The 14,473-nt window shown below is 63.9% G+C and carries 11 protein-coding genes; 2 read left to right on the top strand and 9 right to left on the bottom strand.

All coding sequences use genetic code 11. The features are described 5' to 3' along the window. Positions 1–2 precede the first annotated feature (2 nt). From folP to HEP69_RS07350, 7 genes are all read right to left on the bottom strand, one after another. Positions 3–1,013: a dihydropteroate synthase gene (folP, locus tag HEP69_RS07380; protein ID WP_290557914.1), complete on the bottom strand. Its 1,011-nt coding sequence runs from the start codon at positions 1,011–1,013 to the stop codon at positions 3–5. Then, entirely contained in the window at positions 1,010–1,930 is a 921-nt protein-coding gene (locus tag HEP69_RS07375; protein ID WP_290557913.1) for a dihydroneopterin aldolase, read from the bottom strand. The genes folP and HEP69_RS07375 overlap by 4 nt, the downstream gene beginning before the upstream one ends. A gap of 180 nt (positions 1,931–2,110) precedes the next feature. Then, the gene (locus HEP69_RS07370) at positions 2,111–2,740 is read right to left on the bottom strand and encodes a cell wall hydrolase (RefSeq protein ID WP_290557912.1); all 630 of its coding nucleotides are present in this window, start codon (positions 2,738–2,740) and stop codon (positions 2,111–2,113) included. Between the two features lie 182 nt (positions 2,741–2,922). Next, the gene (locus HEP69_RS07365) at positions 2,923–5,523 is read right to left on the bottom strand and encodes a putative PEP-binding protein (protein ID WP_290557911.1); all 2,601 of its coding nucleotides are present in this window, start codon (positions 5,521–5,523) and stop codon (positions 2,923–2,925) included. 44 nt (positions 5,524–5,567) lie between these two features. Continuing rightward, a complete protein-coding gene (gene glyS, locus HEP69_RS07360) occupies positions 5,568–7,670 on the bottom strand; it encodes a glycine--tRNA ligase subunit beta (protein ID WP_290557910.1) in 2,103 nt (700 codons plus the stop codon). 13 nt (positions 7,671–7,683) lie between these two features. Then, positions 7,684–8,211: a DUF6446 family protein gene (locus HEP69_RS07355; protein WP_290557909.1), complete on the bottom strand. Its 528-nt coding sequence runs from the start codon at positions 8,209–8,211 to the stop codon at positions 7,684–7,686. After that, positions 8,208–9,137, bottom strand: a complete 930-nt coding sequence (locus tag HEP69_RS07350; RefSeq protein ID WP_290557908.1) for a glycine--tRNA ligase subunit alpha — start codon at positions 9,135–9,137, stop codon at positions 8,208–8,210. The genes HEP69_RS07355 and HEP69_RS07350 overlap by 4 nt, the downstream gene beginning before the upstream one ends. A gap of 199 nt (positions 9,138–9,336) precedes the next feature. On the opposite strand from HEP69_RS07350, the gene HEP69_RS07345 reads away from it, so the two are divergent. Then, positions 9,337–11,070 (top strand): trypsin-like peptidase domain-containing protein, encoded by a 1,734-nt coding sequence (locus HEP69_RS07345; RefSeq protein WP_290557942.1) that lies wholly within the window; start codon positions 9,337–9,339, stop codon positions 11,068–11,070. 19 nt (positions 11,071–11,089) lie between these two features. On the opposite strand, the gene HEP69_RS07340 is transcribed toward HEP69_RS07345, so the two are convergent. Further along, a complete protein-coding gene (locus HEP69_RS07340; RefSeq protein WP_290557907.1) occupies positions 11,090–12,679 on the bottom strand; it encodes a 5-guanidino-2-oxopentanoate decarboxylase in 1,590 nt (529 codons plus the stop codon). 3 nt (positions 12,680–12,682) lie between these two features. Then, positions 12,683–14,131, bottom strand: a complete 1,449-nt coding sequence (locus HEP69_RS07335) for a TrkH family potassium uptake protein (protein WP_290557906.1) — start codon at positions 14,129–14,131, stop codon at positions 12,683–12,685. A gap of 117 nt (positions 14,132–14,248) precedes the next feature. On the opposite strand from HEP69_RS07335, the gene HEP69_RS07330 reads away from it, so the two are divergent. Continuing rightward, the coding region (locus HEP69_RS07330; protein WP_290557905.1) for a hypothetical protein at positions 14,249–14,473 on the top strand (225 nt) is incomplete at its 3' end.

The raw sequence follows: 14,473 nt of genomic DNA, 5'->3' as shown, positions 1-14,473 counted from the left end.
GCCTATTTTTCTTTGTTGTCCCGCACCGCACGCCACAGGCGAAGCGCCTGCGCCGTTGCGGCCACGTCATGCACCCTTAGGATTTGCACGCCTTGGGCCAATGCCGCAAGCCCCACCGCGATGGACCCCGGCGCCCTTTCGGCGGCAATCGGCGCATGTCCGATCACGCCAATGAAACGTTTGCGCGACACACCCAGCAAAACGGGACAGCCAAGCCCATGAAAGACAGACACATTATGCAGCAGCGTCAGGTTATGTGCGATCGTCTTGCCGAACCCGATGCCCGGATCGACAATGATCTGATCCCGGGCGACACCGGCCTCGACCAATGCGTCGATGCGCGCTTGCAGGAAATCATATACGTCCAGCACGACATCATCATAGCGCGGATCGTGCTGCATTGTGGTCGGATCGCCCAGCGCGTGCATCACGCAGACAGGCGCTCCAAGCCTCGCACAGAGCGGCGCGAGATCGGGATCAAAGGTAAAGCCCGCCACATCGTTCACCAACGCAGCACCACCCGCCAACGCGATCTCGGCCACGGCCGCCTTGCGCGTGTCGATGGAGAGCGGAATGCTCAGTTCAGCGCCAATCGCCCCAATCACGGGCAGGACACGCTGGATCTCCTGATTGACAGGAACCTCCAGGGCTCCGGGGCGGGTGGATTCGCCGCCGATATCCAGAATGTCTGCGCCGCGCTCCATCATCTCGCGCGCGGCAATCAGGGCATCTGTGGGTTCATGATGCAGCCCGCCATCGGAAAAGCTGTCCGGCGTGACGTTCAGGATACCCATCAGCCGGGGGGCATCAAAGGTCACACCCGCAATCGGCGCCCGCGATGCGCTGAGCCGGGCAAGCGGCTCGGGCGGGATCTCGGCCGCCGTGACCAGTTCGGGCCTGGAGCCGCGCGTCAGCCGTTCGGCATGGGTGAACCACAGCGGGCCCCCGGCCAGCAACACAGCACCGGCAGGGCGTGTCGGGTCCGATTGAACAAGGGGGCGATAGACACTCACAGCTGTGCCTGATCCACCGGCACGGCCCGCAGCGGCAGCGACGCCGCTTCCGGCAGAGCCGCGCCGATCACCATCATTTCCCCGGCCTCGAAGGTGGCCGCGAACCACGCGGCCAGTGCGACCGCGTCGCGCGGATGGGCGGACGGTCCATCAACCGCGTCCAGCACGATCTTGGACGGGGCCCAGACGCTGATTTGCCCGTTCTTCATGGCCCAATCCAGTTCAGTTCGGGTCGAGACTACCACGCAGCGCGGATCCCGCGCGGCCAGCATCCAGGCATTCTGTTCGATTGCCAACAGATCGACCCGGCGCTGGGTCATGCCATGACCGGTCCGGGGGGCGGGTCGATCCGGCGCCCCGACACACAAGATCAGCGGCCGCGCGCGTTCTTCCAGCTGATCGATCCAGCCGGACAGATGGGCCGAGGCCATTGCGTCGTTGGACAGGTAGACCAGCCGTGGGTGCGGTTTCTGGTCTTCCCGTTCGGCGGTCTCGATCTGCGCACGGCTGCGCACGATCTCAACGCCCAGCGCACCCGGACCCCGGTCGAGCTTCTCGATCCGCACGAAGGCCCGCACCGCTTGCGGCTCCAGCAGGATGCGCTCGGCGATGCGCGCGGCGAGCGTCTCAAGCAGGTTGAGCCGTTCTTCCGAAAGCTCATGCGCAATCGCCTCCGTGACCCGGTCATAGGAGAGGATCCGGTCGACATCATCGTCAAGCGGCGCGGCAATCGGCTCAACCTCGACCACCACGTTAAAGCAGATCCGCTGCGTGGTGCCCCGTTCGGCCTGAAACGCGCCGATCTCGACCTCGACGATATGATCGCGCAGCGAAATCCGGTCGAGCGGCCCAAGGGCCGAGGTCGCCTCGGACCGTTCGGAGGGGTGCGCAAAGGCAAGGCGGATTTCAGAACTCATCGGGGTGGCCTCACAATCGTTTTGTATCACGTATACTAGGTGAGTGGGCCTTCCCGTCAGGCCCGGGACCGCCACGCCATCGGTTGAATGCGGCGCCTTTGGGAGATCAGCCCAACCTGCTGCATTTATGCGACGCAAGCGACCGCCCCTTTGGGGCAGGCCAAGCGTGGCCGGGTACGATCAGTTCGACGCCGTGCGGAAGTTATGCCGGTAAAAGAGATGCACACCAATCCGGGCCGTCCGCGTATAGATCCGGCTCCAATTCGGGTTGACGGCGGTTGTGTGATAATGCGTGGCGCCGTTTGTGAGGTCGTTGTTGGCGCCATCGATGATCGCGCGGGCCACCTTGCCCACACGGGCAAAGGCGCGCGGTTCACCGATCACGTCCTTATAGCCATCGCAGGTATAGGTGAATTGGCACTGGTAACGGCGGCCCGTTCCCTGATTGATCACGCCGCAGATCGACGACGGAAAGCGCGCGCTTTTCACCCGGTTGAGGATCACTTCCGCCACCGCAAACTGGCCCTTGACGGTCTCACCGCGGGCCTCGAAATACAGCGCCTCGGCCAGGCAGCGCCATTCGGCGTCACCCTGTGCGCCGGGCTGCGCATCGACCCAGTCGCGCGAATAGCTGAAGGCCGGCGTGTGGCTCTCGGGTTCGGAAATCAGCGCCTTGAGCCGGGCGCGCGGGATCATCGACAACGACGCGCGTTCGCGCTCGATCACTTCGCGCAGCGCCTCTTCTGATGCATCGGCAGGGGCGGTTATGGCCAAACCGGCCACAATCAGGCAGCAAAGAAGTCTCAGCATGAGATGGTCACCTTAAAATCCGACGCGCAACCCTTCCCCCAGGGCCACGCATCAGGTGCTCCTAACGGAAACAGGTTAAAAGGTCTAGTTTTTGACGCTTTCCGGGGCAGTTCGCCGCGGCTTTCCGCCGATCAGGGTCCTGAGCGACCAAGGCAGATACACTATATAGAGGGGCAAGCGGGTCAGTCCGCGCCCATCTTGTGGCCAATGGCAAGCTGCGCGGCGGTCAGTCGCGCCACCGGCACCCGGAACGGAGAGCAGGACACATAGTCGAAGCCGGCCTCGCGGCAAAAGGCGATTGATTCGGGATTGCCGCCATGCTCCCCGCAGATCGACAGGATCACGTCCGGGCGCGCCTGTCGGCCGCGTTCGACACCCAGACGCAGCAGCTCACCCACGCCGTCGATATCCAAGGTTCGGAACGGATCCTCGGCAAAGACGCCCTGCTGGACATAGGCCGACATGAACCGACCGGCATCGTCGCGGCTCAACCCATAGGTCATCTGCGTCAGATCGTTGGTTCCAAAGCTGAGAAACGACACATGCTGGGCGATCTCATGGGCACGCAGAGCGGCGCGCGGCGTCTCGACCATCACACCCAGGCGATAGTTGAAATCGCGCCCCCGTTCGGTGCGCACCTCGGCTGCGACCGCATCCACCCGGGCCTTGACCAGTTCGACTTCGCGCTTGGCAGAGACGAGCGGGATCATGATTTCGGGCACCACCGGATCGCTTTCGTGGCTGGCCTCGAGCGTCGCCTCGAAAATCGCCCGCGCCTGCATGTCATAGATCTCGGGCACGGTCACGCCCAGCCGCACGCCGCGCAGCCCCAGCATGGGGTTGTATTCCCTCATCTGCTCCACCCGCCGGGTCACGTGCGAAACCGGCAGGTTCAGTGCCTCGGCCAGCTCGCGTTGCCCGCTGCGCGAAGTCGGCAGGAACTCATGCAGGGGCGGATCGAAAAGCCGAATGCAGACCGGCTGTCCCTCCATGATACGGAAAAGCTGGACAAAATCGTCGCGCTGCATCGGCAAGAGCCGTTCCAGTACCGCAGCCCGCCCGCGGGAGGTTTCGGCAAAGATCATCTCGCGCATCACGGTCAGACGGCCAGGCTCGAAAAACATGTGCTCGGTCCGGCACAGGCCAATGCCCTGCGCGTTGAAGTTGCGCGCCGTCTGCGCATCCGCGGGCGTGTCGGCATTGGCGCGGATGCCGATGTCGCGGGCCGCATCCGCCCAGGTCATGAGCGTCTGGAATGCGTCATCCAATGTCGCCTCAAGCATCGCGGGCTCGCCCGCCAGAACCTGGCCCGAACTGCCATCTACAGTGACCAGATCGCCCGCGTTCAGCACGCGGCCATCCTCCGCGATGATCTGTTGCTTGCCGGTGCGGAACCGCATGCCCGACGCGCCAACAACACAAGGAAGGCCCAGCCCCCGCCCGATCACGGCGGCATGACTGGTCATGCCGCCGCGCTCGGTCAGCACCGCCGCAGCGGCATGCATGCCCCGGATATCCTCGGGAGAGGTTTCCCGGCGCACCAGCACGCAAGCCTCGCCCCGCGCGGCACTCGCCTGCGCCTGAGCCGATGAAAAGACCAGCCGACCGGTCGCCGCTCCCGGACTTGCGGCGATACCTGTCCCCAGAACATCGCGCACCGCATCGGGGGCAATCTGACGGTGCAGAAGTTCGTTGAGCATGTTGGGTTCGACCCGCATCACGGCCTCCTGGGCCGGGATGATCCCATCCTGCGCCAATCCGACCGCTATGCGCACGGTCGCCCGCGCAGATCTTGGCACACGCACACCGTCCAGGATATGCACATCGCCGCCCTGAACCACGAACTCGACCTGCATCTCTTCGCGCAGCTTCGCCCGCATCAGCGCGGCAATGAATTTAAGCCGGGCAAAGGCCTCTGGCGCAAGCTCGGCCAAGGACGGGCCGCGCGGATCTTCCTCCAGATAAAGCGCCTCGACCCCAGCGCCGAGAGCGTCGCGGCCCTGGCTCTGGCTGAGGTACCGGCCGGTGATCTGCGGCAGGCCCGTCATCGGATCGACCAGTTGCAACACGCCCGATCCGCATTCGCCCTTGCCCAGGCCCGGGATCATCTGCTGCACCACAAGGCCCAGCCCCGCGTCGGGCGGCGCGCCTTTGGCCTGCCGCAAAAGCCGCGCGGTCGTCCCCTCCCAGGCGCGCGCCATGGATCGCAGCACACCGGCCAACTGCTCAGCCATGCTTTGGGGAAAGGGCTCCTCGGCCTCGCTTTCATAAAGCTCAAGCGCGGTGCCGAGCGCGCCCGGACAATCGGACTGAATATCCTCGAAAATATCTGGATCGAGCCGCGCGACATGTAACGCGTAAGCCTGCACAAACCGCAGATAGAGCGCGGTCGCAGCCTCGGCGCCCATGGTCGCGCTCAGTTCCGCCAGACGTGCATCGTTCATCCCGACATTCAATATCGCCCCCGGCCCGCCCCAATCGGGATCCTCGGAGGATGGGCGAACGCACATCAGCGCATCTTCGGCGAAACAAGCGACGATACTGGCGATGTCCGGCAGATGGCCGTTGGCAATCTCATGCACCGCCGAAAACGACAGCGCCACAGTGGTCGGGACCGGCAGATCCAGCCGCACCAGCCGTTGCAGGCATTTCGCACGCCCTCCATGGGTGAAGGTGGCCACGGGCGCATCCGCTGTAATGAGTGTCGTATGGGGGTGGGTTTGCAAGGGCGCGGCTTTCTGCACTGTCTCTGCACTGCGGCATGGAAAAGTGATGCGCAGCATAGGAGGATGTCCGGTCCACGCAAGTGTGCGCGGTGTCACGGGGCTCAGCCCTCGATCTTGGTCAGATCGGCAACCTCAAGGCAGAGTCCACGGATGCGGTGCAGCATGTTCAGGCGGTTCCGGCGCAGGGTCTGGTTCTCGTCATTGACCTTCACATCCTCAAAGAACGCATCGATCGGGCCACGCAGGTCGGCCATCGCTGCCATGGCCTGAGCGAAATCCTCCGCCTCCATCGCTGGCGCAATCACAGCCTCGGCGCGGTCCAGCGCTGCAAACAGCGAGCGTTCACTCTGCGTGTCGGCGAATTTGGGATCGGGGCCAAAGGAATACTCAACGCCATCGGCCTCTTCGGCCTGCGTAAGCAGGTTGTTGGCCCGTTTGAACCCCTGGATCAGGTTCTCGCCGTCATCCGTGGCAAGCGTTTCAGACAGCGCACGCGCACGGGTGACAAGCAGGGTCAGGTCGTCATTGCCAGGCATCGCCAGGCTGGCGTCGATGACGTCATGACGGATGCCCTGGTCGCGCAGATAAACTTTGAGCCGGTCGTGGATGAAGGAAAGAAGGTCATGAATATACCCGCTCGCAGACGGTCCAACGATGCCATCTGCATTCTCAGCAACCAAAATGTCGGCTTTCCTAACGGCGGAAGCCAAATCCAGCCGCAAATCATTCTCCAGCACCAGCCGGATCACACCCAGCGCCGCACGGCGCAGGGCAAAAGGATCCTTTGACCCGGTGGGCTTTTCGTCAATCGCCCAGAACCCGGTCAGGATGTCGATCTTGTCGGCCAGCGCGACCGCCACCGATACCGGCGCCGTGGGCACATCGTCCGAGGGGCCAAGGGGCGAATAATGCGCCTCACATGCCTCGGGCACGCCATCATCATGGCCGGCCGCGACAGCGTAATAACGGCCCATAACTCCTTGTAATTCCGGGAATTCATAGACCATTTCCGATGCAAGATCGGCCTTGCAGACCCGCGCCGCCTCCGCCGCGAGATCCGGTTTGGCCCCAACCATCGGCGCCAGATGGCGCGCCAGGGCTTCGATCCGCGTGACCCGCGCCTTCTGAGATCCGAGCTTGTTGTGGAACGTCACCTCTGACAGCGGTCCGGCCATGCCTTCCAGACCGACGGTCTTGATCGTGCGCAGATCGTTTTCCCAGAAGAATTTGGCATCCGCCAGCCGCGCGGACAGCACCTTTTGGTTCCCCGCCAGAATGGTGGCCCCATGATCGGCGGTTTCGCGGTTCGCGACGGTCACGAATTTCTCGATCCGGCCCGATTTGGGGTTCCGCACGGAAAAGAACTTCTGATGCTCGCGCATCGAGGTCTGCAAGACCTCGGGCGGCAATTCCAGGAACTCCGCGCCGATCTCGCCCATCAACACCACAGGCCACTCGACAAGCCCCGCAACCTCGGCCAAAAGGCCCTTGTCCTCGACCATCTCCAGCCCTGCGGAAAACGCCATGTTGGTTGCATCCGCCCAGATGTGCTGTGCCCGCTCCTGGGCACTCAACAGCACGAAGGCGCGCTTGAGCTTTGCCGTGTAATCCTCGAAATTGGAGACGGAAAACCGTCCCGGCGCCATGAATCGGTGCCCCTCGGTGGTGTCGCCCGCGACCATCCCATCAATCTCCAGCGGAACCGGGGACGGTCCCGCATCGTCGCTGAGAATACAGAGAATTGACTGCAACGGGCGCACCCAGCGCAGCGCACCGGTGCCCCACCGCATGGACTTGGGCCAGGGAAACTGGCGGATCACATCTGTCAGCACCTCGGCCACAATCTCGGCCGCAGGACGTCCCGGCTTTTCGATCATGGCGAAAAAGACCGCCCCCTTGGGTGTCTCGCGTTCTTCAAGGTCCGCGCGGGTGAGGCCTGCACCCCGCAAGAACCCTTCAACCGCTTTGTCGGGCGCGCCGACTTTGGGGCCTTTGCGCTCTTCCCGCAGGGTTGGCGAAGCGTCCAGAACCCCATCGACCACCAGCACAAGCCGTCGAGGCGTACAAAAGCTTTCGGCGCCCGCATAGGTCAGCCCTGCCTCGACCAGCCCGTTGGTCACGCGCGTCTTGAGGTCGGCGGCCGCACGAACCTGCATCCGCGCCGGGATCTCTTCGGAGAAGAGCTCGATCAGAAGCTGGGGCATTACTCAGACTTTCTCAATTTGTTCCGGGAAATGGCGGGCATTCCTCACCCGTGACCGTGCCGTCATAGGCCTTTGTCCCGCAATCGTTCAACTCGTGCCAGACAAAGCCGCGCCCGTCACGGGTCACCGCCACGATCCGGTCCACACCGTATCGGATGTTCTTTTCGCCCAGATAGGCGCGCGCTGTCCCGTCGCGCAGCGCCTGCGCGATGGCCGCGGCATCGAAACACTCAAACCAGCCCGGCGCGTTGCGCGGAATGACGTCACCGGCGCTGACATAGGTGGCGCTCAGCGTCTCAAGATCGGCAGAGGTGGTGAAACAGGCCCGAAACCGGATCGGAGAGCTGTCGGCATCGACCGCCTGGAACGCCGCATAATCAATCGGCTCCGGCTGGTCGGTCGCCTGGGCAATCAATACGATGTCGGGACGCGCGCTTTCGGGCACGTCTTCGTAAAAGCCATAGATCTGGAGGTAATAGAGCCCGCCACCAGCCAGAATCGCCGACACCAGGATCGCGAGACTGAGGAGTTTGCCGCTCATGCCGCGTGCCCACCCGCTTTGGTGCGCACGAACGCATCGGCGCATTGCTTGGCCAGCGCCCGGACCCGCCCGATATAGGCCTGGCGTTCGGTGACAGAAATCACCCCGCGCGCGTCCAGCAGGTTAAAGATATGGCTGGCTTTGATGCATTGGTCATAGGCGGGATGGGCCATGATGATGCGCCTGCCGGTCTTGGGGTCGATATCCTCCTGCGCCAACAGAGCGGCACATTCGGCCTCGGCCTCCTGGAACTGGCGCAGCAGCACATCCGTGTTGGCGGAGTCGAAATTGTAGCGGGCATATTCTTCTTCGGTCTGGCGAAAGATATCGCCATAGCTGAGCGGGATCGGCGTTTGCGGATCGTTAAAGGGCATGTCCATCACATGATCGACGCCCAGAACATACATCGCCAAACGCTCAAGCCCATAGGTCAGCTCGCCCGAGATCGGATGGCAATCATGGCCGCCAACCTGCTGAAAATACGTGAATTGCGACACTTCCATGCCGTCGCACCAAACCTCCCAGCCCAACCCCCAGGCACCCAGTGTCGGGCTTTCCCAGTCATCCTCCACAAAGCGGATATCGTGCAGGCCCATGTCGATGCCGATCGCCTCCAGTGAGCCCAGATAGAGCTCTTGCAGATCGGGCGGGCTGGGTTTGATCAGCACTTGGTATTGATAGTAGTGTTGCAGACGGTTGGGGTTCTCGCCATAGCGCCCATCGGTCGGGCGGCGCGACGGCTGGACATAGGCCGCGGCCCAGGGCCTGGAGCCCAGTGACCGCAGCGTGGTTGCGGGGTGGAACGTGCCGGCCCCCACCTCCATGTCATAGGGTTGCAGGATCGCGCATCCTTTGGCAGCCCAATAGGTTTGCAGCCTCAGAATGATCTCCTGGAACGAGCGGGGGGCTGTCGCGATATCCGTCATGATTGCTGGGCTCTCGGGCTGCATGGGGGCGCGTTCTCGTTATCCCCCTGTTCCGCCGGGGTCAACGGGCAGCGACAGGTCGAGCGCGGCCCAAAAGACGAACTCTGGCAGGCCTCTATGCGCAAAGCCATGGCCAAGCCCGCCGCATCTTGTTTAGACTGTGCAAAAAACAGGGATCACAAAGGGTTCGATGGATTTTATGAAGGCCTATTTTACAGCATTTATCCTCACATTTCTCATGCTGGCGCGCCCCGCGCTGGCCCAGCAGGACGTGGTCTGGGTCCAGATCGAGGCGCAACCCAGCCTGAGCGCGGCCCAGGATGCCGCCCGCCGCTATGCCGGGGCGATGCCGGATGTCAACGGCTTTGCATTGGGCGGCGGCTGGTATGCCGTTGTTCTGGGCCCCTATCTGCGCGCCGATGCCGAACGGGTGTTGCAGATCTATCGCGCGGATCGGCTGATCCCCAATGACAGCTATATCCAGCTGACTTCGAGGTTGGGGCAGCAATTCTGGCCAGTGGGCGCCAACACCCTGGGTCAGGTCCAGACACCGCAGGTCACACAAGAGACCCCGCAGCAGCCCGTTGTTCAGGCGCCCGCACCACAGCCCACTGACGAGAGCCCGGCGGACGCCCGGCGGAGCGAGGCGCAACTGACGCGCGACGAACGCCGCGCCTTGCAGATCGCGCTGCAATGGGCAGGCTACTACAATGCCGCCATTGACGGCGCCTTTGGCCGGGGCACGCGCGGCTCGATGGCCGCCTGGCAGGTCGACAGGGGCTATCCCGAAACTGGGATCCTGACCACCGCACAACGCGCGGAGCTTTTGGCCGATTACAATGCGCCGCTCACCAGTGTCGGCATGGCGATGGTGCGGGACGACGAGGCGGGCATCGAAATGCTTCTGCCGATGGGAGAGGTCACATTTGAAACCTATGAGCCCCCCTTTGCGCATTACGGAACGGCCGGAGATCTCGGTGCAAGGGTGCTGCTGATCAGCCAGCCTGGCGATCAGACAACCCTGTTCGGCCTTTATGAGATCATGCAAACCCTCAAGATCGTACCGCTTGAGGGCCCGCGGAGACGCGGCAGCGACAGTTTCACCCTCGAAGGGCGCAACAGCGCGATTGTCTCCTATACCGAGGCCGCGCTCAGAGATGGGCAAATCAAGGGGTTTACCCTGATCTGGCCCAGCGGAGACGAGCCCCGGCGTGAACGGGTCCTGGCGGAAATGAAGGCCAGCTTTGCCCGTGTCGAAGGCGTTCTCGACCCCGCGACGGGCAGCGAAGCGGTTCAGGATATCGACCTGATCTCGGGCCTGGAGATCCGCAAGCCTCGGGTGTCACGCTCGGGGTTTTTCATCGACGCCAGCGGGACGGTTGTGACGACCTCTGAGGTCGTGGAGAGCTGTACGCGGATCACGCTGGAGGCGGATGTGGAGGCCGAACTGGTGACCGAAGACCGGGCATTGGGCGTGGCCGTTCTGCGCCCTGGCGCGCCTCTTGCGCCGATGTCGGTGGCCCGTTTCGTGGCCACGCAGCCGCGCTTGCAGTCGGATGTGGCAGTTGCGGGCTATTCCTATGAGGGGGTGCTGGGCGCGCCCTCCTTGACGTTCGGCACGCTGTCGGACCTCAAGGGCCTCAGGGGCGAGACCGAGTTGAAACGGCTGGCCCTCGCGGCGCTGCCCGGTGATGCGGGCGGGCCGGTTCTGGATACCGGCGGCACGGTGCTGGGCATGCTTTTGCCCCGCGCGACCCGCGGCCCGCAATTGCCGGGCGATGTCAGTTTTGCCGCCAACGCAACCGCCATCGGCAACGTGCTGGCCGATGCCGGGCTCAGCCCGCAGCGTGCGGTCAACGGTGCCGCGATCACCCCGACCGAGCTGTCGCGGGTCGCTTCGGGTATGACCGTATTGGTCAGCTGCTGGGACTGACGCCGCGCACCACAGGTGCCTAAAGCGCGATATCGGTGCGCAGGTGGATCACGGTGGGACCCTTGGCGGCGAACGCATCGAGGACGGCGCGGCTGAGGGCCTCCAGATCCCTCGGCGCCGCCGTCGCGGCCCCATATGCCTTGGCCAGCGCCAGGAAATCGGGGTTGCGCGCGATCACTGCGTTGGGCGCGATCTGGGCACGGGTCATGCTGTCTTCGATGGCCCCCAGCTTGCCGTTGTCCCACAGCAGGATCGGCAGCGGCAGGCCCAGTTCGACCGCCACACCCAGCTCTGGCAAGGTGTATTGAAATCCGTAATCGCCCGCGATGCACAAGGTGGGCAGGCCAGGCCGCGCCACCGCCCCGCCAATCGCCGCAGGAAGCGCGTAACCCAGCGTGCCAAAGCCCGTGGGATGGTGCCAGTGCCCGGGACGTGGCATATCCCATACCTCTTTGGCGGCATAGGCAAAGGTGGTCATGTCGGAATAGACCATCATGTTCTGGGGCAGCGCGGCCTGAAGGGCGGCACAGACCGGGACGATACCCGGACCCTCGGCATCGACCTCGGCACGCCAGCGCTGCCGGGCGGCGGCAACCCTGGCTTCATCCCAGCAGGGCGCGCGGTCCTCGGTCCGGGCCGGGATCGCGATGCGCATCGCCGTCAGAAAGGCAGCCGCATCTGCGCGCACCGCCAGATCCCCTGCCCGCGCCTGCGCCAATACCTCCGGGTCCAGATCGATGCGGATCATCCGGCCCCGGATGTCGGGCCTGTCGCGCCAAAGATCGACCTCTCCCAGCTCGCTGCCCGCCACGATCACCAGATCGGCCTCGGCCAGCACCGTGTCGCTGTCCGGTCGCGCGAGAGAGGAGCCGAAGTAAAGCGGAGCATCGGCCGCAACCAGGCCCCGGCCCGCATAGGTGACGAATGCCGCCGCACCGGTCATCTCCAGCAGCGGTCCAATCGCATCGGCGGCGCCCCGCGCGCCTCCGCCAAAGATGAAGAGCGGTTTTTGAGCGCTCAAGACCGCGCGGATCGCGGCCTCCAGTTCAGCATCGGGCGCGCGCGGTCGCACGGCCCGGGCGGGCGCAGGCGGCGGGTTCTCTGCCTGCCCTTCCAACAGAAGGATCGGCACCTGGAGGTGCTTGGGCCGGGGGCGGTCGCAGGCAAACTCGGTGAACGCGCGATCGATCAACGCATAGGCGGCATCGGGCGAACGCGCCTCGCACGACCAGTCGCAAACGGTATCGGCCGCGGCGCGCTGATCCAGCATCTGATGCAATTGTCCGCGCCGCGCGGCCACATCGTCCAGACAGGAGGATATCGCCAGAACCGGCACCGAATCGGAATAGGCCTGCCCCAGCGGCGTCAGCACGTTGGTCAGACCCGGTCCGGTAATCACATACGCAACCCCCGCACGCCCCGAGGCCCGGGCATAGCCATCTGCCATGAACCCCGCCCCCTGTTCGTGCCGGGCCAGAACATGGGTGATCCCGGCCTCTTCGATGCCGCGATACATCTCTTGGTTATGCACGCCCGGAATGCCAAAGATCACGTCGACGCCCCGCGCCTTGAGCATATGGGAAATCTGTGCGCCCAACGGTCGTGTCATGGTCTAGGCCCTCCAGAAGTGAACAGTGAAAATGGCATAAACCGCCAGAAGTTCGAGCCGCCCCAGCAGCATGGCAATCGACAGCATCCATTTGGCAGTGTCGTTCAGGGCCGCGAAATTCCCCGTCGGGCCGATCTGATCGCCCAGACCCGGCCCGATATTGGCAAGCGCCGCCGCAGCCCCCGACAGCGACGTGACAAAATCCAGGCCCGTCATCGCCAGCCCCACCGACAGAACGCCCAGCGAGACCACGAAGAACATGAAGAACGACATCACCGAATTGAGCACATCATCGCCCACGGGCCGCCCGTCATAGCGCGGAACAAACACGCCGTTGGGCGAGCGGATGCGGGCCACCTGCGCGCGGATCGACGCAAAAAGCAGTTGATAGCGGAAGATCTTGATCGAACAGGCCGTCGATCCCGCGCAGCCTCCGATAAGCCCGGTGAAAAACAGCACCGCGACCGCGAAACTGCCCCACAGCATATAGTCCGCACTGGCGTAACCCGTACCGGTCAACAGCGACACGGTGTTGAAAAGCGTGCTGCGAAACGCCTCTTCGGTGCTGACCTCAAGCGCTCTGAGCTGCCAGAGCGTGAGGCCCGCGACCAGCACAAACGCCGTGAGGAAAAATGCCCTGATCTGGGGATCGTGCAACAGCGGTTGTGCCGTACCGGCGGTGAGTTGGACAAAGCGCACGAACGGCAGGGCGGCCAACAGCATGAAGGCCACCGCGAAATACTGCGTCGCGGCCCCGAATGTCGCGAAACTGGCATCGTAATTGGCAAATCCGCCCGTGGCGATCGTGGTCATGGCATGGACGGTGGCATCGAACGCACTCATCCCCGACCCCAGATAGGCCAGCGCGCAGATCATCGTCAGCGCCAGATAAATGACCGAGATCCGCTGCGCGATCTCACCGGCGCGCGGCAGGATTTTTCCAAAGGTATCAAAGCCTTCGGACTTAAAGATCTGCATGCCGCCGACGCGCAGTTCCGGCAGGAACACCATTGCCACCACAATGATACCGACGCCGCCCAGCCATTGCAGCAGGCCCCGCCACAACAGCATCCCGCTGGGCAGCTCTTCCAGCTCGCTCAGAACAGTAGAGCCGGTCGTGGTCAGGCCTGACATCGCCTCGAAAAACGCATCGACAAAGCGCAGATCCGTCTCGCCCAGGATGAATGGCAGCGCGCCAAAGATCGGCAGCGCAAGCCAGACACTGGTGGTCAGCAGGAATGTCTGCTGGATCGTCAGCCCTTGATCGACGGAGTTGGCGCATGACAGCGCCAAAAGCCCGCCGATCAGAATGGTGATCACCGCGCTTTCGGCAAAGGCGGGCCAATGGCCGCGCCCTTCCGCCAGATCGACCAACATCGGCAACAACATCGTGGCGCCCAAAACGGCGACCAAAAGGCCGATCACATATCCGATAGGGCGCAGGTCCAACATGGGGCCGAGCGTTGGCGCGCCGGTGTCCGGCTGTCAAGCCGCACCGTTCCGCGACGCGCAGATCAGGGTTTCGCGGGACCCTCGGGCATCTTTGGCGGCTCGGAGGGCGCACGAGGGGTGCGGGCCGCTTTGGTGTTCTCCGCCGGTGCGGCTTTGGCGGTTGGCTCTGGCTTCTGCTCCGCCTTCGCGCTCGCGCTCGCGGCTTTGGCCTTGGGCGCGGATGCCTTGGCTTTCGCCTTGGGTGCTGCGGTTGTGGCCTTCGGTCCGGCTGTCTTAGCCTTGGACGCGGCGGTCTTGGCCTTGGGTGCGGATGACACTTTGGCCGGTTTGGCGGGGGCCGGT

The organism is Aestuariivita sp. (genome assembly GCF_021404545.1).
Taxonomy (GTDB): domain Bacteria; phylum Pseudomonadota; class Alphaproteobacteria; order Rhodobacterales; family Rhodobacteraceae; genus Aestuariivita.
Note: the sequence above shows the minus strand (reverse complement) of the source record. Positions and strands in the feature narration are given on the sequence as shown.